Source organism: Enterobacter cloacae complex sp. P40C2, from assembly GCF_014930695.1.
Lineage (GTDB): Bacteria > Pseudomonadota > Gammaproteobacteria > Enterobacterales > Enterobacteriaceae > Enterobacter > Enterobacter pasteurii.
Map to the genome: position 1 here is coordinate 211,721 of NZ_JADBRP010000009.1, position 19,401 is coordinate 231,121.

The following is a 19,401-nucleotide window of genomic DNA, read 5'->3' on the forward strand; positions in this document are numbered from 1 at the left end:
CACCTTTTAAACCAGCCCGAACAGCGTTAACAGCACGTCGATAACCTTGATGCCGATAAAGGGCACCACCAGCCCGCCGAGACCGTAAATCCACAGGTTGCGGCGCAGCATGGCGGCGGCCGTCAGCGGCTTATAGCTCACCCCCTTCAGCGCCAGCGGGATCAGGAAGACAATAATCAGGGCGTTGAAGATCACCGCGCTCAGAATCGCCGAGGCCGGCGAGTGCAGGTGCATCACGTTCAGGGCATTCAGCTGCGGATAGGTGGCCGCAAAAGCCGCCGGGATGATGGCGAAATACTTCGCCACGTCGTTGGCGATACTGAACGTGGTCAGCGAGCCGCGCGTCATCAGCATCTGCTTCCCGATGTGCACCACCTCGATGAGCTTGGTCGGGTTCGAGTCAAGGTCGACCATGTTGCCCGCCTCTTTTGCCGCCTGCGTACCGGAGTTCATCGCTACCGCCACGTCGGCCTGCGCCAGCGCCGGAGCATCGTTGGTGCCGTCGCCGGTCATCGCCACCAGACGGCCTTCCGCCTGATACTGGCGGATCAGGGCCAGCTTCGCTTCCGGCGTCGCCTCGGAGAGGAAATCATCCACCCCCGCTTCGGCGGCAATGGCGGCCGCGGTGAGACGGTTATCCCCGGTGATCATCACCGTTTTAATGCCCATCTTCCGCATCTGGGCAAAACGCTCTTTAATACCGCCCTTTACGATATCCTTCAGGGCGATCGCGCCGAGCACGCGGGAACCTTCCGCCACCACCAGCGGGGTTGCCCCCTGTCGCGCGATGCTTTCCACCAGCTTGTCGACTTCCGGTGGGAAATGGCCGTTATTCGCCTCAATGTGGCGGCGAATGGCATCAACGGACCCTTTGCGGATCATCCTGTCCTGAATGTTGATCCCGCTCATCCGGGTTTGCGCCGTGAACGGGACGAACGTGGCCTGCAGGCTCTGGACGTCGCGCTGGCGCAGGTTGAAGCGCTGCTTTGCCAGAATCACGATGCTACGACCTTCCGGCGTTTCATCGGCCAGAGACGAGAGCTGCGCCGCGTCGGCCAGCGTTTTTTCATCCACGCCGGGAGCCGGTAAAAATTCGGATGCCTGACGGTTGCCGAGGGTGATGGTGCCGGTTTTATCCAGCAGCAGCACGTCAACGTCACCCGCCGCCTCAACGGCGCGTCCGCTGGTGGCAATCACGTTCGCGCCCAGCATGCGGCTCATCCCCGCCACGCCAATCGCCGAAAGCAGGCCGCCGATGGTGGTGGGGATCAGGCACACCAGCAGGGCGACCAGCACGGTGATGCTGACCGCCGTGCCGCCGTAGGCGGAGAAGGGCCACAGGGTTGCCGTTGCCAGCAGGAAGACGATGGTGAGCGCCACCAGCAGGATGGTCAGGGCGATCTCGTTCGGCGTTTTACGGCGCTGCGCCCCTTCCACCATGGCGATCATTCTGTCGAGGAAAGTTTCGCCCGGGTTGACGCTGCACCGGATCACCAGCCAGTCGGAAAGGATGCGCGTTCCGCCGGTGACGGAAGCGAAATCTCCACCCGATTCACGTATAACCGGCGCGGATTCCCCGGTAATGGCGCTTTCGTCAACCGATGCGCCCCCTTCAATCACCTCCCCGTCGCAGGGGATGATGTCGCCCGCTTCCACCAGCACCACATCACCCTTGCGCAGCTCGTCTGCCGGGACGCGATCCATCTGCGCGCCGTATTTCGGTTCGCGTAATTTGCGCGCGAAAGCGGTTTTTTTAACCCCTTTCAGGCTGTTGGCCTGCGCCTTACTGCGGCCTTCCGCCAGCGCTTCGGCGAAGTTGGCGAACAGCACGGTAAACCATAGCCACAGGCTGATGGCGGCGGTGAAGGTGGCATTCCCCGACAGTTGACCCGTTCCCATGGCAATCGCCAGCGCGGTGGTGAGTAAACTTCCTATCCAGACGATAAACATCACCGGGTTGTGCCACTGCACGCGCGGACTCAGTTTTTTCACCGCATCCATGAGGGCCTGACGAACTAACGTCGGTTCGAGCAGGGCCAGTTGTTTACGACTCATGACAAATACTCCGCAAAATCAGCGTAAAGAGAGAGTTTCCGCGACCGGGCCTAACGCGAGGGCGGGGATAAAGGTCAGGGCGCCCACCAGCAGGACGGTACCCACCAGCAGACCGACAAACAGCGCGCCGTGAGTCGGTAACGTACCGGTAGTGGTCGGCTGAATTTTTTTACTCACCAGCGCTCCGGCGATCGCCATGACGGGAACGATCACGCCGAAACGCCCCATGAACATGCAGAACGCCAGCAGGCAGTTCCAGAATGGCGAGTTGGCGCTCAATCCTGCAAAGGCGCTGCCGTTGTTGTTGGCCGCAGACGATACGGCGTAAAGCACTTCGCTAAAGCCGTGGATGCCGGGGTTGAAGATGCCGCTGCGGCCTGCTTCGGTCATCAGCGCCAGCGCGGTGCCGAGCAGCACGAGGGCAGGGGTAACCAGGATCGCCAGCGCGGTTAATTTCATCTCGCGCACGTCGATTTTTTTACCGAGATACTCAGGCGTGCGGCCAATCATCAGCCCGGCGATAAATACCGCCAGCAGAACGAACAGCAGCATGCCGTACAGACCCGAGCCGACCCCGCCGAAGACCACTTCGCCGATCTGCATCAGCCACATCGGGATCATGCCGCCGAGCGCGGTGAAAGAGTCATGCATGGCGTTCACCGCCCCGCAGGAGGCCGCCGTGGTGACTACCGCATAGAGGCTGCTGGCAAGAATGCCGAAGCGGCTCTCTTTACCTTCCATGTTGATATTGCTGCTGGCCCCGAGCTGCATGAAGTGGCTGTTGCCGTGCCATTCGGCCCACATCACCAGCGCGACGCACACCACGAAGATCGACGACATGGCCCACAGCAGCGTGCGTCCCTGACGGCGATCGTTAACCACATCGCCAAACGCGAAGCAGAGCGCGGCGGGGATCAGGAAGATCGCCAGCATCTGGACCAGGTTGGTGAGCGCCGTTGGGTTTTCAAACGGATGGGCTGAGTTGGCGTTGAAGAAGCCACCGCCGTTGGTGCCCAGCATCTTTATCGCTTCCTGCGACGCCACCGGCCCCATCGGCAGGAGACCGTTGACGCCTTCAAGCGAGGTGTAAGGGGTATAAGGCAGCAGGTTTTGCAGGCTGCCCTGCTGAATAAAGAACAGGGCAATAACCAGCGCCACGGGAACCAGGATCCAGAGGGTGATACGCGTTATATCAACCCAGGCGTTGCCCAGCGTGCCCACATTCTGACGGGCGAAGGCGCGCGTCAGGGCAAAAATAACCGCGATACCGCTGGCCGCAGAGAGAAAGTTTTGCACGGTTAATCCGGCCATCTGGCTGAAATAGCTGAGCGTGGTTTCACCGGCATAGGATTGCCAGTTGGTGTTAGTAACGAAGCTGACCGCGGTGTTTAGCGCCAGATGCCAGGATAAGCCGGGTAGCCGCTGCGGGTTAAGCGGCAGGCTGCCCTGAAGCATCAGCATGGCGAATAGGACGACCAGACCCACGATATTCAGAAGCACTATCGCCGTCAGGTACTGCCGCCAGTTCATTTCCCGGTCGCTGACGCCCAGCACGCGCCATAACCCGTTTTCGACGTGGCCCGTGCCCGGCAGGGGCACGTTGTTGATCAGCCGCGCCAGCGCCGTTCCCAGCGGCCTGGCAAGGACAAACAGCACCAGTAAAAAGCCCGCAATAAGCAAAAACGCCTGAGCAGCCATCAGAACGCCTCCGCATTAATCAGGGCATAAACCAGATAACCCAATAACAGGAACACCAGCACAATGCCGGCAATCAGACCTGCACTCACAACCCACCTCCGGGTGACATTTGTATTGGTGCTAACGGTAGGGTTTACGGCGCAAAGATTTCGCAAAAATCCGCGGGGCGGGTGTAAAAAAAGTATAAAAACGGAAAGACCATGATTTAACTATTGATAAGTAAATCGTTAACTTTTTTGTAACTTAATTACGGCGTGAATGTAAATATTCACTAAATGGATGAAATTGAGTGGTCGGATGAGTAGTAAAATTACAAACAAAGCGGTATTATTTTATCCAGGTCACAGATTTCACATTTTCCGGAGAACGTTTCCGGCCAACTACAGGGGAGAAAAATATGGATCTTTATAAAGAGTTTCCGGCTCATATCATTTTCATGCGTCGCACTTTCGCCGTAGTGGCTGGCGTGCTGGCCCTGCCGGTGATGCTGTTCTGGAAAGATCGCGCACGTTTTTACAGCTATCTGCACCGCGTCTGGGCAAAAACCAGCGAGAAACCGGTATGGATGGATCAGGCCGAGAAGGCAACCTGCGACTTCTACTGATACGTAGCCATAAAAAATTGCAAAAAGTATTAACGCAGGACAAGTAGCGTTAAGGCCGCCTCGGGCGGCCTTTTTTATTTCATCCCGTCTACACTTCATGGCAAAGTAGTTCAATGCGTGCCTTTTTCCTTTTACGGCATGCCCTTACGGACATAATGGACAATTGCCAGGAGTTTTATGCCCACCCATCTGGTTTGGTTTCGCGCGGATTTACGCATTCACGACAACATCGCTCTCGCGGCCGCCTGCCGCGCCAGGGACGCTAAGGTGCTGGCCCTGTTTATCGCCACCCCTGAACAGTGGCGTCAGCACGATATGGCGCCCCGGCAGGCGGCTTTACTCAACGCGTACCTGAACGATGTGCAGCGTTCGCTGGCCGAAAAAGGCATTCCGCTGATCTACAAAGAGGTGAACGATTTTGCCGGGCAGCTTCAGACGGTGCAGGCCATCTGTAGGCAGCACGCGGTAACGCATCTTTTTTACAACTACCAGTACGAATTTAACGAGCAGCAGCGCGACCGACAGCTGGAAAAAAACCTTGCGGGCGTTGTCTGTGAAGGATTTGATGACAGCGTGATGCTCGCGCCGGGCAGCGTAATGACCGGCAATCACGAGATGTATAAAGTTTTCACGCCGTTTAAAAATGCCTTTATCAAACGCCTGAAGGAAGGGCTGCCCGAGTGCGTGCCCGCGCCTGCCGGGCGAGGAGAAACGATAGCGGATCCGGCGGAAATCAGCCTGAATTACCCCCGCCAGACGTTCGATGACGCGTTATTTCCCTCCAGCGAGAAAGCGGCTATTGCCCAGCTGCGCGACTTCTGCAAACAGGGCGCGGCTGAATACGAGGCGCGCCGGGATTTTCCGGCGATTGAAGGCACCAGCCGCCTGTCGGCCTGTTTAGCGCTGGGCGCGCTCTCCCCGCGCCAGTGCTTGCATCGGCTGCTGGCGGAACAGCCCCGGGCGCTGGACGGTGGCGCGGGCGCAGTATGGCTGAACGAGCTGATCTGGCGCGAGTTTTATCGCCACCTGATGACGTATCATCCTGAGTTATGTAAACATCGTCCCTTCATTCGTTGGACCGATAACGTAAGGTGGCAGTCCAATGAAAAGCTGCTGAAGGCGTGGCAGAGCGGACGCACCGGCTATCCGATTGTTGATGCAGCTATGCGGCAGATGAATGAAACCGGGTGGATGCATAACCGTCTACGCATGATAACCGCCAGCTTCCTGGTGAAGGATCTGCTTATCGACTGGCGAATCGGAGAGCGCTATTTTATTTCTCAGCTCATCGATGGCGATCTGGCGGCGAATAACGGCGGCTGGCAGTGGGCGGCCTCCACCGGAACGGACGCGGCTCCTTATTTCCGGATCTTTAACCCGACCACGCAGGGACAGCGATTTGATGCTGACGGCGCGTTTATCCGCCGCTGGCTGCCTGAGCTGAAGGATGTCCCCGCCAAAGCTATTCATGACCCCTGGACATGGGCGGATAAACAGCGGGTTACCCTGGATTATCCCCGTCCCGTTGTCGACCATAAACAGGCACGCGTCGCCACGCTGGCGGCGTACGAAGCCGCCCGAAAAGCTTGAGAGAGTGATGATGAAAAACAGTGAACTGGAACGCCTGATTAACGAAAAACTCAACGCCGCCTCCTTTAGCGACTACGGCCCGAACGGGATGCAGGTGGAAGGTCGCGAAACGGTGCAGAAAATCATCACCGGCGTGACGGCAAGCCAGGCGCTGCTGGACGAGGCGGTGCGTCAGGAAGCCGACGCGGTGATAGTCCATCATGGCTATTTCTGGAAAAACGAATCGCCCGTAATTCGCGGCATGAAGCGCAACCGCCTCAAAACGCTGCTGGCGAACGACATCAACCTGTACGGTTACCATCTGCCGCTGGATGCGCACCCTGAACTGGGCAATAACGTCCAGCTGGCACAGCTGCTGGGCATTACGGTCATGGGCGAAATTGAGCCGCTGGTTCCGTGGGGCGAGCTGTCAATGCCGGTACCGGGGCTGGAGCTGGCCTCATGGATCGAAGCGCGCCTGGGGCGTCGTCCGCTGTGGTGCGGCGATACCGGGCCGGATACCGTGAAGCGCGTGGCCTGGTGCACCGGCGGCGGTCAGGGCTTTATTGATAGCGCGGCGCGATTCGGCGTCGACGCCTTCATTACCGGCGAGGTTTCCGAGCAGACTATTCATTCTGCGCGTGAACAGGGTCTGCACTTTTACGCGGCAGGCCATCACGCCACCGAGCGCGGCGGCATCCGTGCCCTCAGCGAGTGGCTGACGGAAAATACCGATCTGGATGTGACCTTTATTGATATCCCTAATCCGGCCTGATGAGAGGTAGTTAAGTGCAGCGAGCGCGTTGTTATCTTCTGGGTGAAACCGCGGTAGTTCTGGAGCTTGAGCCTCCCGTAACGCTTGCCACGCAAAAGCGTATCTGGCGGCTGGCTCAGCGTCTGCCCGATCTGCCCGGCGTGGTTGAAGCTATTCCGGGCATGAATAATATCACCGTGGTGCTGCGTAACCCGCACGCGGGGGCGCTGGATGCGATTGAGCGTCTGCAGCGCTGGTGGGAGGAGAGCGAGGCGCTGGAGCCGGAGTCGCGGACGATTGAGATCCCGGTCGTCTATGGCGGCAAGGGCGGCCCCGACCTGGGCGTGGTGGCTGAATACTGTGGGCTTACGGAAAAGCAGGTTGTGGAGCTGCATAGCGCCGTCGATTATGTCGTCTGGTTTTTGGGTTTTCAGCCGGGCTTTCCGTATCTTGGCGGGCTGTCACCTCAGCTGCATACCCCGCGCCGCGCGGAGCCGCGCCTGAGCGTACCGGCGGGCACGGTGGCGATTGGCGGCGAACAGACGGGAATTTATCCGCTCGCCTCGCCGGGAGGCTGGCAGCTTATCGGGCACACGTCCACGCCGTTATTTGAACCCGGCCAGGACGCGCCAATACTTCTGCGTCCGGGTGACACCCTGCGCTTTATCCCGCAGAAGGAGGGAGTATGTTAACGCTTATTCGCGCCGGGCTTTACACCTCCGTTCAGGATGCCGGGCGCTTTGGCCTGCGTCAGTCGGGCGTGAGCTACTGCGGTGCGCTTGACCGCCCGTCGCTGGAGATTGCCAACCTGCTGGTAGGCAACGCCGGCAGCACGGCGGCGTTAGAAATTACGCTGGGCCAGTGCGTGATTGAGTTTGGTCAGGAAACCTGGTTTGCCTTAACCGGTGCGGGCTGTGACGCGACGCTGGACGGCAAAGCGGTGTGGACCGGCTGGCGCCTGCGGGCGAAGGCCGGGCAGCGTCTGACGCTTAAACGCCCTCTGCACGGCGTGCGCAGCTACCTTGCGGTGGCGGGAGGCATCGACGTGCCTGAGGTGCTGGGCTCAGCAAGTACCGACCAGAAAGCGGGAATGGGCGGGCATGAAGGACGGCTGCTGCGCGACGGCGATCGCCTGGCGATTAAGCCATCAGCGCGCCATTTCACCACCACGCAGGGCGTGAAGCAGCTGCTGTGGGGGAACCTGATCCGCGCCCTGCCGGGGCCGGAATATCATGAGTTCGATGAGGCCTCAAAGGAGTCTTTCTGGCGCTCGCCGTGGAAGATCAGCCCGCAGAGTAACCGCATGGGGTATCGCCTTCAGGGGCAGCCGTTAACCCGCACGACCGATCGGGAGCTGCTTTCCCACGGGCTGTTGCCGGGCGTGATCCAGGTGCCGGGCAACGGTCAGCCTATTGTGCTGATGAACGACGCGCAAACCACCGGCGGTTATCCGCGCATTGCCTGCATCATTGAGGCGGATCGCTACCATCTGGCGCAAATCCCTCTCGGCCAGCCGATTCATTTTGTGCAGTGTTCGCTGGAGGAGGCGCTGAAGGCGCGACAGGATCGGCAGCGTTATCTCGAACAGCTGGCGTGGAGGCTCGATGGTAAAGATTGACCTGAACGCCGACCTGGGGGAGGGCAGCAGCGCCGATGCGGCGCTGATGACGCTGGTCTCCTCGGTCAACATCGCCTGCGGTTTTCATGCGGGGGACGCGCAGACCATGCTGGAGAGCGTGCGTACCGCCGTTAAAAACGGCGTCGCGATTGGGGCTCACCCCAGCTTTCCCGACCGGGAAAACTTTGGCCGCACGGCGATGGATCTGCCGCCTGAGACGGTGTACGCGCAAATGCTCTATCAGACCGGTGCGCTGGACGCGATTGTGCGCGCGGAGAGGGGCGTGATGCGCCACGTGAAACCGCACGGCATGCTCTATAACCAGGCGGCGAAGGATCCGGCGCTGGCGGACGCCATCGCCCGCGCGGTGCGGGACTACAATCCGCAGCTGATTCTGGTGGGCCTGGCGGGCAGCGAACTGATCCGCGCCGGTGCGCGTCTGGGGTTAACCACCCGGCAGGAAGTATTTGCCGACCGGGGATACCAGCCGGATGGCAGCCTGGTGCCGCGTGCGCAGGCCGGCGCGCTGATTACCGACGAAGATAAAGCCCTGGCGCAGACCCTGGAGATGGTGCGCGCCGGGCGGGTCATCGCCGTAGATGGCACAGCGGCAAGCGTTCAGGCCGATACGGTGTGTTTACACGGCGACGGCGAGCATGCGCTCCGGTTTGCGCGACGCCTGCGGGCGGCGTTCTCGGAAGAGGGCATTCTCGTCAGCGCAGAATAATTATGTAAGGACAATACTATGCCAGAAGGTCCGGAGATCCGCCGCGCGGCGGATAGCCTGGAGGCGGCGATAAAGGGCAAAACCCTGACAAAAGCCTGGTTTGCCTTTCCTCAACTGAAGCCGTACGAATCACAGCTGGTGGGGCAGACGGTGACCCATATTGAAACGCGCGGCAAAGCGTTGCTGACCCACTTTTCCCATAACCTGACGTTATACAGCCACAATCAGCTTTACGGCGTCTGGCGCGTGGTGGAGGCAGACGAGCAGCCGCAAACCACCCGCGTGCTGCGCGTCAGGCTGCAAACGGCGGATAAAGCAATCCTGCTTTACAGCGCGTCGGATATCGAAATGTTAACGCCGGAGCAGCTGCTGACGCACCCGTTCCTGCAGCGGGTCGGGCCGGACGTGCTGGACATGCGCCTGACGGCGAGCGACGTTAAAGCCCGGCTGTTATCCCCTAAGTTCCGCAACCGGCAATTTTCCGGGCTGCTGCTCGACCAGGCGTTCCTGGCCGGGTTAGGCAACTATCTGCGGGTGGAAATCCTCTGGAGCGTGGGGCTTGCGCCGCAGCGTAAAGCCTCTCAGCTGAGCGATGAACAGCTGGACGCGCTGTCCCACGCGCTGCTCGATATTCCGCGCTTATCCTACAGCACGCGCGGCGTGGTGGATGAGAACAGGCATCACGGGGCGCTGTTCCGCTTTAAGGTGTTTCATCGGGCGGGAAAAAAGTGTGAGCGATGCGGCGGGATTATCGACAGGATGATGCTCTCGTCGAGGCCCTTTTACTGGTGCCCGCACTGCCAGAGATAAAAGTAAAACGGTAACCCGTAGGTTACCGTTTTTAATGTTTTCACCCTCACCCTGTGGGAGAGGGCCTTACCCAGCTTCTGTTAGCGCTTAATATCAGACTTGAAGTCGCGCTGCTCGTAGCCGGTATACAGCTGACGAGGACGGGCGATTTTCATGCCTTCGCTGTGCATTTCGTTCCAGTGCGCAATCCAGCCTACGGTACGTGCCATAGCGAAGATCACGGTGAACATGGAGGACGGAATGCCCATCGCTTTCAGGATGATACCGGAGTAGAAATCGACGTTCGGGTAGAGTTTCTTCTCGATGAAGTACGGGTCGTTCAGCGCGATGTGCTCCAGCTCCATCGCCACTTCCAGCAGGTCATCTTTGGTGCCCAGCTCTTTCAGCACTTCGTGGCAGGTCTCGCGCATGACGGTTGCGCGTGGGTCGTAGTTTTTGTAAACGCGGTGACCAAAGCCCATCAGGCGGAAGGAGTCATTCTTGTCTTTCGCGCGACGCACGAATTCCGGAATGTGCTCAACGGAGCTGATCTCTTCCAGCATCTTCAGCGCCGCTTCGTTCGCGCCGCCGTGCGCCGGTCCCCACAGGGAGGCGATACCCGCCGCAATACAGGCGAACGGGTTCGCGCCTGAAGAGCCAGCGGTACGGACGGTAGAGGTGGACGCGTTCTGTTCGTGGTCAGCGTGCAGGATCAGAATACGGTCCATTGCGCGTTCCAGCACCGGATTCACTTCGTACTCTTCGCACGGCGTGGAGAACATCATGCGCAGGAAGTTACCGGCGTAGGAGAGGTCATTGCGCGGATAAACAAACGGCTGGCCGATGGAGTATTTGTAGCACATCGCCGCCATGGTAGGCATTTTGGACAGCAGACGGAACGCCGCGATATCACGATGACGCGGGTTATTCACGTCCAGAGAATCGTGGTAGAACGCCGCCAGCGCACCGGTAATACCGCACATGACCGCCATCGGGTGAGAGTCACGACGAAACGCATGGAACAGACGGGTAATCTGCTCATGGATCATGGTGTGACGGGTCACGGTGGTTTTGAATTCATCGTATTCAGCCTGGGTCGGCTTTTCGCCGTTCAGCAGGATGTAGCACACTTCCAGATAGTTGGATTCGGTGGCTAACTGATCGATGGGGAAGCCGCGATGGAGCAGGATACCTTCGTCACCGTCAATGTAGGTGATTTTGGATTCGCAAGATGCGGTGGAGGTGAATCCAGGGTCAAAGGTGAATACCCCTTTAGAACCCAGCGTACGGATATCAATAACATCCTGACCGAGCGTGCCTTTTAGCACATCCAGTTCAATAGCATCATCACCATTTAGGGTGAGTTTTGCCTTTGTATCAGCCATTTACGGTCTCCTTAGCGCCTTATGCTTAAGACTGCTTTTCACCGGATTTGCATTCAGCTGTTAATCACCGTTACCAGATTGTTATTTGGCTTACCGCTCAGCTCACGAGGAGAAACCAGGGTACAGAGCTATGGCGCCTTGCAGGTAAACGAATGAAATATCAGTGAAACAACAGCAAATCAGCGTTTTTGCAGTCCGAATTATTCAAACCTGTATATCACTAATAACTGTCCTGATAACTTCGGTCAATACCATCACACTGTTACATAACTATTTGTCAGGTGAAAGTAAGACCTCATAACTTTTGCGCATTATATGCCTTTTCTAATGACGTTTGTAACAATATTGTTTAACATTTGTCAAATCAGATGATTAAAAATTAAAAAGATGTTGTTATCGTGACCCCGATCACTGTTCCAGAGAAAACCCAACAAACTGTATGTAGGTTAATTGTAATGATTTTGTGAACGGCCTATACTGCCGCCAGGTCTCCGGAACACCCTGCAATCCCGAGCCACCCAGCGTTGTAACGTGTCGTTTTAGCATTTGGAAGCAATGTTTTGCATGACGCGCAGTTATAGAAAAGGAACGCTGTCTGACCCGCATCGCAGTCCGGAGGAAGGAAACAATAAGAACAGCATGTGGGCGTTATTCATGATAAGAAATGTGAAAAAACAAAGACCTGTCAATCTGGATCTCAAAACGATCCGATTCCCTGTAACAGCAATAGCGTCCATTCTGCACCGTGTTTCAGGTGTGATTACGTTTGTGGCGGTCGGTATTTTGCTGTGGTTACTGGGAACCAGCCTCTCATCCCCTGAAGGATTCCTCCAGGCCTCAGCCATCATGAACAGCTTCTTCGTGAAATTCATCATGTGGGGCATTCTCACCGCGCTGGCCTATCACGTTGTTGGCGGCGTTCGCCATATGCTGATGGACTTTGGCTATCTGGAAGAGACGTTCGAGGCCGGAAAACGTACCGCTAACATTTCATTTGTGATCACTGTCGTGCTTTCACTTCTCGCAGGAGTTCTCGTATGGTAAGCAACGCCTCCGCATTAGGACGCAACGGCGTACATGACTTCATTCTGGTCCGCGCTACCGCGATCGTCCTCACGCTTTACATCATCTATATGATCGGTTTCTTCGCGACCAGCGGGACGCTGACGTGGGAAATCTGGAGTGGTTTCTTCGGATCGGCCTTCACCAAAGTGTTCACCCTGCTGGCGCTGTTCTCCATCCTTATTCATGCCTGGATTGGCATGTGGCAGGTGTTGACCGATTACGTTAAACCGCTGGCGATTCGCCTTCCGCTTCAGCTTGTTATTGTTGTTGCTCTGGTGGTTTACGTCATTTATGGATTTGTTGTGGTGTGGGGTGTGTAATGAAACTGCCAGTCAGAGAATTTGATGCTGTTGTGATTGGTGCGGGTGGCGCAGGTATGCGCGCCGCACTGCAAATTTCCCAGAGCGGCCAGACCTGTGCGCTGCTCTCAAAAGTCTTCCCGACCCGTTCCCACACTGTGTCCGCGCAGGGCGGTATCACCGTTGCGCTGGGTAACTCCCATGAAGATAACTGGGAATGGCACATGTACGATACGGTAAAAGGTTCCGATTACATCGGCGACCAGGATGCCATCGAATACATGTGTAAAACCGGCCCGGAAGCGATTCTGGAGCTGGACCACATGGGCCTGCCGTTCTCCCGCCTGGAAAACGGCACCATCTATCAGCGTCCGTTTGGCGGCCAGTCGAAAAACTTCGGCGGCGAGCAGGCGGCACGCACCGCGGCGGCGGCTGACCGTACCGGTCACGCGCTGCTGCACACGCTGTATCAGCAGAACCTGAAAAACCACACCACCATCTTCTCCGAGTGGTATGCGCTGGATCTGGTGAAAAACGCCGATGGCGCAGTGGTGGGCTGTACCGCACTGTGCATTGAAACCGGCGAGGTAGTCTACTTCAAAGCCCGCGCAACCGTGCTGGCGACCGGCGGCGCGGGCCGTATTTACCAGTCCACCACCAACGCCCACATCAACACCGGTGACGGCGTGGGTATGGCAATCCGCGCCGGCGTGCCGGTGCAGGATATGGAGATGTGGCAGTTCCACCCAACCGGTATCGCCGGTGCGGGCGTGCTGGTCACGGAAGGCTGCCGCGGTGAAGGCGGCTACCTGCTGAACAAACACGGCGAGCGCTTCATGGAGCGTTATGCCCCGAACGCGAAAGACCTGGCGGGTCGCGACGTGGTGGCGCGTTCCATCATGATCGAAATCCGCGAAGGCCGCGGCTGCGATGGCCCATGGGGTCCGCACGCGAAGCTGAAGCTCGACCACCTGGGTAAAGAGGTGCTGGAATCCCGCCTGCCGGGCATTCTGGAGCTGTCCCGTACCTTCGCCCACGTCGACCCGGTAAAAGAGCCGATTCCGGTTATCCCAACCTGCCACTACATGATGGGCGGTATTCCGACCAAAGTGACCGGTCAGGCGCTGACCGTGAACGAGCAGGGCGAAGACGTGGTCATCCCTGGCCTGTTCGCGGTAGGCGAAATTGCCTGCGTATCCGTTCACGGTGCAAACCGTCTGGGCGGCAACTCCCTGCTGGACCTGGTGGTGTTTGGCCGTGCGGTGGGCCTGCATCTGCAGGAATCGATCGCCGAGCAGGGCGCGCTGCGTGACGCGACCGACGACGAAATTGATGCCTCTCTTGAGCGCCTCAACCGCTGGAACGGCAACCGTAACGGCGAAGATCCGGTGGAAATTCGTAAAGCGCTGCAGGAATGCATGCAGCACAACTTCTCGGTATTCCGTGAAGGTGACGCTATGGCTAAAGGCCTGGAGCAGCTGAAAGCGATCCGCGAGCGTCTTAAAAATGCCCGTCTGGACGACACCTCCAGCGAGTTCAACACCCAGCGCGTTGAGTGCCTGGAGCTGGATAACCTGATGGAAACCGCGTTCGCGACCGCGATGTCGGCAAACTTCCGTACCGAAAGCCGCGGCGCGCATAGCCGCTTCGACTTCCCGGATCGTGATGACGAAAACTGGCTGTGCCATTCCCTGTATCTGCCAGAGTCGGAATCCATGACGCGTCGTAGCGTCAACATGGAACCGAAACTGCGTCCGGCGTTCCCGCCGAAGATTCGTACTTACTAATGCGGAGACAGGATAATGAAACTCGAATTCTCAGTTTATCGTTATAACCCGGATGTTGATGACGCTCCGCGTATGCAGGACTACACCCTGGAAGCGGAAGAAGGTCGTGACATGATGCTGCTGGACGCCTTGATCCAGCTGAAGGAAAAAGATCCTACCCTGTCGTTCCGCCGCTCCTGCCGTGAAGGGGTGTGTGGCTCCGACGGTGTGAACATGAACGGCAAAAATGGCCTGGCCTGCATCACGCCAATTTCAGCGCTAAACCGTCCAGGTCAGAAAATTGTTATCCGTCCTCTGCCCGGGCTGCCTGTCGTGCGTGATTTGGTGGTGGACATGGGACAATTCTATGCACAATATGAGAAGATTAAGCCTTACTTATTGAATAATGGGCAAAATCCACCCGCTCGCGAGCACTTACAGTCTCCCGAGCAGCGTGAAAAACTCGATGGGCTGTACGAGTGTATTCTCTGTGCATGTTGTTCAACGTCGTGTCCGTCATTCTGGTGGAACCCGGACAAGTTTATCGGCCCTGCGGGTCTGCTGGCTGCCTATCGCTTCCTGATCGACAGCCGCGATACCGAAACCGATAATCGCCTGGAAGGGCTAAGTGACGCTTTCAGCGTATTCCGCTGCCATAGCATCATGAACTGCGTCAGTGTGTGTCCTAAAGGGCTGAACCCGACGCGCGCCATCGGCCATATTAAGTCGATGCTGCTGCAGCGCAGTGCGTAAGTAGTGAGAGGGGAGCGGTGTTCCCCTCACCCTAACCCTCTCCCACAGGGAGAGGGAACAGATTGCAGGAAATCTTTAAAAACTGCCGACGACCTTCCCCCTCTCCCTGTGGGAGAGGGTCGGGGTGAGGGGAAACCCTTAAGACAGTTTCTAAAGGTTCCTTCGCGGGCCAAAGTAAAAGAGCTCGCAGGTGAACCCCGGCACGTACACGTGGTGTGCGTGGTAGTTTCTACGGCGAAAGTAAGCATAAAAATGCTTAAGGGATCACGATGCAGAACGGCGCAATGAAAGCCTGGCTGGACTCTTCTTACCTCTCTGGTTCTAACCAGAGCTGGATAGAACAGCTCTATGAAGACTTCTTAACCGATCCTGACTCAGTGGACGCAAACTGGCGTTCCATGTTCCAGCAGTTGCCTGGTACAGGGGTCAAACCGGATCAATTCCATTCCAAAACACGTGATTATTTCCGTCGTCTGGCGAAGGATGCCTCACGTTACTCTTCTGCGATTTCCGACCCTGACACCAATGCGAAGCAGGTTAAAGTCCTGCAGCTTATCAACGCTTATCGCTTCCGCGGTCACCAGCATGCGAATCTCGATCCGCTGGGACTGTGGCAGCAGGAACGTGTGGCGGATCTCGATCCGGCCTATCACGATCTGACCGAGGCCGATTTCCAGGAAAGCTTTAACGTAGGTTCTTTTGCCATCGGTAAAGACACGATGAAGCTGGGCGATCTGATTGATGCGCTCAAGCAAACCTACTGCGGCTCCATCGGCGCGGAATATATGCACATTACCTCCACCGAAGAGAAACGCTGGATCCAACAGCGTATCGAATCCGTGGCGGGCCACGCGAATTTCTCAGCAGACGAGAAAAAACGTTTCCTGAGCGAACTGACCGCAGCAGAAGGCCTTGAGCGCTATCTGGGCGCGAAATTCCCGGGCGCAAAACGCTTCTCGCTGGAAGGCGGCGATGCGTTAGTCCCGATGCTGAAAGAGCTGATTCGTCATGCCGGTAAGAGCGGCACGCGCGAAGTGGTGCTGGGCATGGCGCACCGTGGCCGTCTGAACGTGCTGGTTAACGTGCTGGGTAAAAAACCGCAGGATTTGTTTGACGAGTTTGCGGGTAAACATAAAGAGCACCTCGGCACCGGTGACGTGAAGTACCACATGGGCTTCTCGTCGGATATCGAAACCGAGGGCGGCCAGGTTCACCTGGCGCTGGCGTTTAACCCGTCACACCTCGAAATCGTCAGCCCGGTGGTAATCGGGTCCGTGCGCGCGCGTCTGGATCGTCTGGACGAGCCAAGCAGCAATAAAGTGCTGCCAATCACCATTCACGGCGATGCGGCGGTGACAGGGCAGGGCGTGGTTCAGGAAACCCTGAACATGTCGAAAGCGCGTGGTTATGAAGTGGGCGGTACCGTTCGCATCGTGATCAACAACCAGGTGGGCTTCACCACCTCGAACCCGCTGGATGCGCGCTCCACCCCGTACTGCACCGACATCGGTAAAATGGTTCAGGCGCCAATCTTCCACGTTAACGCGGATGACCCGGAAGCCGTTGCCTTTGTTACCCGTCTGGCGCTGGACTTCCGTAACACCTTTAAGCGTGATGTGTTCATTGACCTCTTCTGCTACCGCCGCCACGGCCACAACGAAGCGGATGAGCCAAGTGCAACCCAGCCGCTGATGTATCAGAAAATCAAAAAACACCCGACGCCGCGCAAAATCTATGCTGACAAGCTGGAAGGCGAAAACGTGGCGACGCTGGAAGATGCGACCGAGATGGTCAACCTCTACCGCGACGCGCTGGATGCGGGTGAATGCGTTGTGAAAGAGCTGCGCCCAATGAACATGCACTCCTTCACCTGGTCGCCGTACCTCAACCACGAGTGGGACGAGAGCTACCCGAACAAGGTTGAGATGAAGCGCCTGCAGGAGCTGGCTAAGCGCATCAGCACCGTGCCGGAAGCGATCGAGATGCAGTCTCGCGTGGCCAAAATCTATGGCGATCGCCAGGCGATGGCGGCGGGCGAGAAGCTGTTCGACTGGGGCGGCGCGGAAACGCTGGCTTATGCAACGCTGGTTGATGAAGGCATTCCGGTTCGTCTGTCCGGTGAAGATGCGGGCCGAGGCACCTTCTTCCACCGTCACGCGGTGGTTCACAACCAGTCTAACGGTTCAACCTATACCCCGCTTCAGCACGTGCATAACGGTCAGGGCCAGTTCAAGGTCTGGGACTCCGTGCTGTCTGAAGAAGCGGTACTGGCGTTCGAATACGGTTACGCCACCGCGGAGCCGCGCACCCTGACCATCTGGGAAGCGCAGTTCGGTGACTTCGCCAACGGTGCGCAGGTGGTTATCGACCAGTTCATCTCCTCCGGCGAGCAGAAGTGGGGCCGCATGTGTGGCCTGGTGATGCTGCTGCCGCACGGTTATGAAGGGCAGGGACCGGAGCACTCCTCCGCGCGTCTGGAACGTTATCTGCAGCTCTGCGCCGAGCAGAACATGCAGGTTTGCGTGCCGTCCACCCCGGCTCAGGTGTACCACATGCTGCGTCGCCAGGCGCTGCGCGGTATGCGCCGTCCGCTGGTGGTCATGTCGCCGAAATCGCTGCTGCGCCATCCGCTAGCGGTCTCCAGCCTGGAAGAGCTGGCAAACGGCACCTTCCTGCCGGCCATCGGTGAAGTTGACGAACTGGATCCGCAGGGCGTTAAGCGTGTCGTGATGTGTTCTGGTAAGGTTTATTACGACCTGCTGGAACAGCGCCGTAAGAACAATCAGAAAGATGTCGCCATCGTGCGTATCGAACAGCTTTATCCGTTCCCGCATCAGGCGATGCAGGAAGTGCTGAAACAGTACGCTCACGTACATGATTTTGTCTGGTGCCAGGAAGAGCCGCTCAACCAGGGCGCGTGGTATTGCAGCCAGCATCATTTCCGTGAAGTGATTCCATTTGGGTCTGCTCTGCGTTATGCAGGTCGCCCGGCCTCCGCCTCTCCGGCGGTAGGGTATATGTCCGTTCACCAGAAGCAGCAACAAGATCTGGTCAATGACGCGCTGAACGTCGATTAATTAAAGGATACATAATGAGTAGCGTAGATATTCTTGTTCCCGACCTGCCTGAGTCCGTAGCAGATGCAACCGTCGCCACCTGGCACAAAAAACCAGGCGACGCGGTAACCCGCGACGAAGTGCTGGTAGAAATCGAAACTGACAAAGTGGTACTGGAAGTACCGGCTTCAGCGGATGGCATTCTGGATGCGGTCCTGGAAGATGAAGGTACGACCGTAACCTCTCGCCAGATCCTGGGTCGCCTGCGTGAAGGCAACAGCGCGGGCAAAGAGTCCAGCGCCAAATCTGAAGAGAAGGCGTCTACGCCGGCCCAGCGCCAGCAGGCTTCTCTGGAAGAGCAAAGCAACGACGCGCTCAGCCCGGCGATCCGTCGCCTGCTGGCCGAGCACAGCCTCGATCCGGCAGCCATTAAAGGCACCGGCGTAGGCGGCCGCCTGACGCGTGAAGATATCGACAAGCATCTGGCTAAAGCGCCTTCTGATGCGAAAGCAGAAGCGAAAGCGCCTGCTGCAGCACCAGCGGCACAGCCTCAGCTTGGCGCACGTAGCGAAAAACGCGTGCCGATGACCCGCCTGCGCAAGCGCGTGGCCGAGCGTCTGCTGGAAGCGAAAAACTCCACCGCGATGCTGACCACGTTTAACGAAGTCAACATGAAGCCAATCATGGACCTGCGCAAGCAGTACGGTGACGCGTTTGAAAAACGTCACGGTATCCGTCTGGGCTTTATGTCCTTCTACGTGAAAGCGGTGGTTGAAGCGCTGAAACGCTACCCGGAAGTGAACGCGTCTATCGATGGCGATGACGTGGTTTACCACAACTACTTCGACGTCAGCATGGCGGTTTCTACCCCACGCGGCCTGGTGACCCCGGTTCTGCGCGATGTGGACACCCTGGGCATGGCTGACATTGAGAAGAAAATCAAAGAGCTGGCCGTGAAAGGCCGCGACGGCAAGCTGACCGTAGACGACCTGACCGGCGGTAACTTCACCATTACCAACGGCGGCGTGTTCGGCTCGCTGATGTCTACCCCGATCATTAACCCGCCGCAGAGCGCGATCCTGGGTATGCACGCCATTAAAGATCGTCCTATGGCGGTAGACGGTAAAGTGGAGATCCTGCCAATGATGTATCTGGCGCTCTCTTACGATCACCGCCTGATCGACGGCCGCGAGTCCGTGGGCTTCCTGGTAGCGATTAAAGAGCTGCTGGAAGATCCAACGCGTCTGCTGCTGGACGTCTAGT

General features: G+C 57.7%; 17 protein-coding genes. 13 read left to right on the top strand and 4 right to left on the bottom strand.

What is annotated here, in order from left to right:
* Positions 1-6: 6 nt before the first annotated feature.
* From kdpB to kdpF, 3 genes are read right to left on the bottom strand one after another with little or no spacing between them, the layout of a single operon-like run.
* Positions 7-2,055 (bottom strand): potassium-transporting ATPase subunit KdpB, encoded by a 2,049-nt coding sequence (gene kdpB / locus IM304_RS16470; RefSeq protein ID WP_193356463.1) that lies wholly within the window; start codon positions 2,053-2,055, stop codon positions 7-9.
* Between the two features lie 18 nt (positions 2,056-2,073).
* A complete protein-coding gene (gene kdpA / locus IM304_RS16475; RefSeq protein WP_193356462.1) occupies positions 2,074-3,753 on the bottom strand; it encodes a potassium-transporting ATPase subunit KdpA in 1,680 nt (559 codons plus the stop codon).
* On the bottom strand, positions 3,753-3,842 hold the full coding sequence (gene kdpF, locus IM304_RS16480) for a K(+)-transporting ATPase subunit F (RefSeq protein ID WP_014069365.1): 90 nt from the start codon (positions 3,840-3,842) through the stop codon (positions 3,753-3,755). The genes kdpA and kdpF overlap by 1 nt, the downstream gene beginning before the upstream one ends.
* A gap of 308 nt (positions 3,843-4,150) precedes the next feature.
* Here kdpF and IM304_RS16485 point away from each other — a divergent pair, with 308 nt between their 5' ends.
* From IM304_RS16485 to nei, 7 genes are all read left to right on the top strand, one after another.
* Positions 4,151-4,357, top strand: coding sequence for a YbfA family protein (locus IM304_RS16485; protein WP_003858637.1), 207 nt, complete (start codon positions 4,151-4,153; stop codon positions 4,355-4,357).
* 177 nt (positions 4,358-4,534) lie between these two features.
* Complete coding sequence (phrB, locus tag IM304_RS16490) at positions 4,535-5,947, top strand: deoxyribodipyrimidine photo-lyase (protein WP_193356461.1); 1,413 nt, start codon at positions 4,535-4,537, stop codon at positions 5,945-5,947.
* 10 nt (positions 5,948-5,957) lie between these two features.
* Positions 5,958-6,701 carry a type 2 GTP cyclohydrolase I gene (locus IM304_RS16495; RefSeq protein WP_148420864.1) on the top strand — a complete coding sequence of 248 codons (744 nt, stop codon included), beginning with the start codon at positions 5,958-5,960 and terminating at the stop codon, positions 6,699-6,701.
* 14 nt (positions 6,702-6,715) lie between these two features.
* Entirely contained in the window at positions 6,716-7,372 is a 657-nt protein-coding gene (gene pxpB, locus IM304_RS16500) for a 5-oxoprolinase subunit PxpB (RefSeq protein ID WP_193356460.1), read from the top strand.
* Positions 7,366-8,298, top strand: coding sequence for a 5-oxoprolinase subunit PxpC (pxpC, locus tag IM304_RS16505; RefSeq protein WP_148420814.1), 933 nt, complete (start codon positions 7,366-7,368; stop codon positions 8,296-8,298). The genes pxpB and pxpC overlap by 7 nt, the downstream gene beginning before the upstream one ends.
* Positions 8,285-9,025, top strand: a complete 741-nt coding sequence (pxpA, locus tag IM304_RS16510) for a 5-oxoprolinase subunit PxpA (protein ID WP_193356459.1) — start codon at positions 8,285-8,287, stop codon at positions 9,023-9,025. The genes pxpC and pxpA overlap by 14 nt, the downstream gene beginning before the upstream one ends.
* A gap of 18 nt (positions 9,026-9,043) precedes the next feature.
* Positions 9,044-9,835: an endonuclease VIII gene (gene nei, locus IM304_RS16515; RefSeq protein WP_148420812.1), complete on the top strand. Its 792-nt coding sequence runs from the start codon at positions 9,044-9,046 to the stop codon at positions 9,833-9,835.
* An 80-nt stretch (positions 9,836-9,915) separates the two neighbouring features.
* On the opposite strand, the gene IM304_RS16520 is transcribed toward nei, so the two are convergent.
* Positions 9,916-11,199 (bottom strand): citrate synthase, encoded by a 1,284-nt coding sequence (locus IM304_RS16520; RefSeq protein WP_176610874.1) that lies wholly within the window; start codon positions 11,197-11,199, stop codon positions 9,916-9,918.
* Between the two features lie 639 nt (positions 11,200-11,838).
* On the opposite strand from IM304_RS16520, the gene sdhC reads away from it, so the two are divergent.
* The 6 genes from sdhC to odhB all read left to right on the top strand — a co-directional run bounded on the left by sdhC (position 11,839) and on the right by odhB (position 19,400).
* Positions 11,839-12,243 carry a succinate dehydrogenase cytochrome b556 subunit gene (gene sdhC, locus IM304_RS16525; RefSeq protein WP_026080740.1) on the top strand — a complete coding sequence of 135 codons (405 nt, stop codon included), beginning with the start codon at positions 11,839-11,841 and terminating at the stop codon, positions 12,241-12,243.
* On the top strand, positions 12,237-12,584 hold the full coding sequence (gene sdhD, locus IM304_RS16530) for a succinate dehydrogenase membrane anchor subunit (RefSeq protein ID WP_010428702.1): 348 nt from the start codon (positions 12,237-12,239) through the stop codon (positions 12,582-12,584). The genes sdhC and sdhD overlap by 7 nt, the downstream gene beginning before the upstream one ends.
* Positions 12,584-14,350 carry a succinate dehydrogenase flavoprotein subunit gene (gene sdhA / locus IM304_RS16535; protein ID WP_014883036.1) on the top strand — a complete coding sequence of 589 codons (1,767 nt, stop codon included), beginning with the start codon at positions 12,584-12,586 and terminating at the stop codon, positions 14,348-14,350. The genes sdhD and sdhA overlap by 1 nt, the downstream gene beginning before the upstream one ends.
* A 15-nt stretch (positions 14,351-14,365) precedes the next feature.
* Positions 14,366-15,082 (top strand): succinate dehydrogenase iron-sulfur subunit SdhB, encoded by a 717-nt coding sequence (gene sdhB, locus IM304_RS16540; RefSeq protein ID WP_148420810.1) that lies wholly within the window; start codon positions 14,366-14,368, stop codon positions 15,080-15,082.
* A 269-nt stretch (positions 15,083-15,351) separates the two neighbouring features.
* Positions 15,352-18,159, top strand: a complete 2,808-nt coding sequence (gene sucA / locus IM304_RS16545) for a 2-oxoglutarate dehydrogenase E1 component (protein WP_193356458.1) — start codon at positions 15,352-15,354, stop codon at positions 18,157-18,159.
* A gap of 14 nt (positions 18,160-18,173) precedes the next feature.
* Complete coding sequence (odhB, locus tag IM304_RS16550) at positions 18,174-19,400, top strand: 2-oxoglutarate dehydrogenase complex dihydrolipoyllysine-residue succinyltransferase (RefSeq protein WP_148420808.1); 1,227 nt, start codon at positions 18,174-18,176, stop codon at positions 19,398-19,400.
* Position 19,401: the final 1 nt, after the last annotated feature.

What these genes read in the sequence shown, in the direction of transcription:
- sucA (WP_193356458.1), top strand. Translation starts at nt 15,352, where the DNA reads ATGCAGAACGGCGCAATGAAAGCCTGGCTGGACTCTTCTTACCTCTCT.
- pxpC (WP_148420814.1), top strand. Translation starts at nt 7,366, where the DNA reads ATGTTAACGCTTATTCGCGCCGGGCTTTACACCTCCGTTCAGGATGCC.
- phrB (WP_193356461.1), top strand. Translation starts at nt 4,535, where the DNA reads ATGCCCACCCATCTGGTTTGGTTTCGCGCGGATTTACGCATTCACGAC.
- kdpB (WP_193356463.1), bottom strand. Translation starts at nt 2,055, where the DNA reads ATGAGTCGTAAACAACTGGCCCTGCTCGAACCGACGTTAGTTCGTCAG.
- IM304_RS16485 (WP_003858637.1), top strand. Translation starts at nt 4,151, where the DNA reads ATGGATCTTTATAAAGAGTTTCCGGCTCATATCATTTTCATGCGTCGC.
- sdhC (WP_026080740.1), top strand. Translation starts at nt 11,839, where the DNA reads ATGTGGGCGTTATTCATGATAAGAAATGTGAAAAAACAAAGACCTGTC.
- nei (WP_148420812.1), top strand. Translation starts at nt 9,044, where the DNA reads ATGCCAGAAGGTCCGGAGATCCGCCGCGCGGCGGATAGCCTGGAGGCG.
- sdhB (WP_148420810.1), top strand. Translation starts at nt 14,366, where the DNA reads ATGAAACTCGAATTCTCAGTTTATCGTTATAACCCGGATGTTGATGAC.
- pxpA (WP_193356459.1), top strand. Translation starts at nt 8,285, where the DNA reads ATGGTAAAGATTGACCTGAACGCCGACCTGGGGGAGGGCAGCAGCGCC.
- kdpA (WP_193356462.1), bottom strand. Translation starts at nt 3,753, where the DNA reads ATGGCTGCTCAGGCGTTTTTGCTTATTGCGGGCTTTTTACTGGTGCTG.
- IM304_RS16495 (WP_148420864.1), top strand. Translation starts at nt 5,958, where the DNA reads ATGAAAAACAGTGAACTGGAACGCCTGATTAACGAAAAACTCAACGCC.
- odhB (WP_148420808.1), top strand. Translation starts at nt 18,174, where the DNA reads ATGAGTAGCGTAGATATTCTTGTTCCCGACCTGCCTGAGTCCGTAGCA.
- IM304_RS16520 (WP_176610874.1), bottom strand. Translation starts at nt 11,199, where the DNA reads ATGGCTGATACAAAGGCAAAACTCACCCTAAATGGTGATGATGCTATT.
- sdhA (WP_014883036.1), top strand. Translation starts at nt 12,584, where the DNA reads ATGAAACTGCCAGTCAGAGAATTTGATGCTGTTGTGATTGGTGCGGGT.
- sdhD (WP_010428702.1), top strand. Translation starts at nt 12,237, where the DNA reads ATGGTAAGCAACGCCTCCGCATTAGGACGCAACGGCGTACATGACTTC.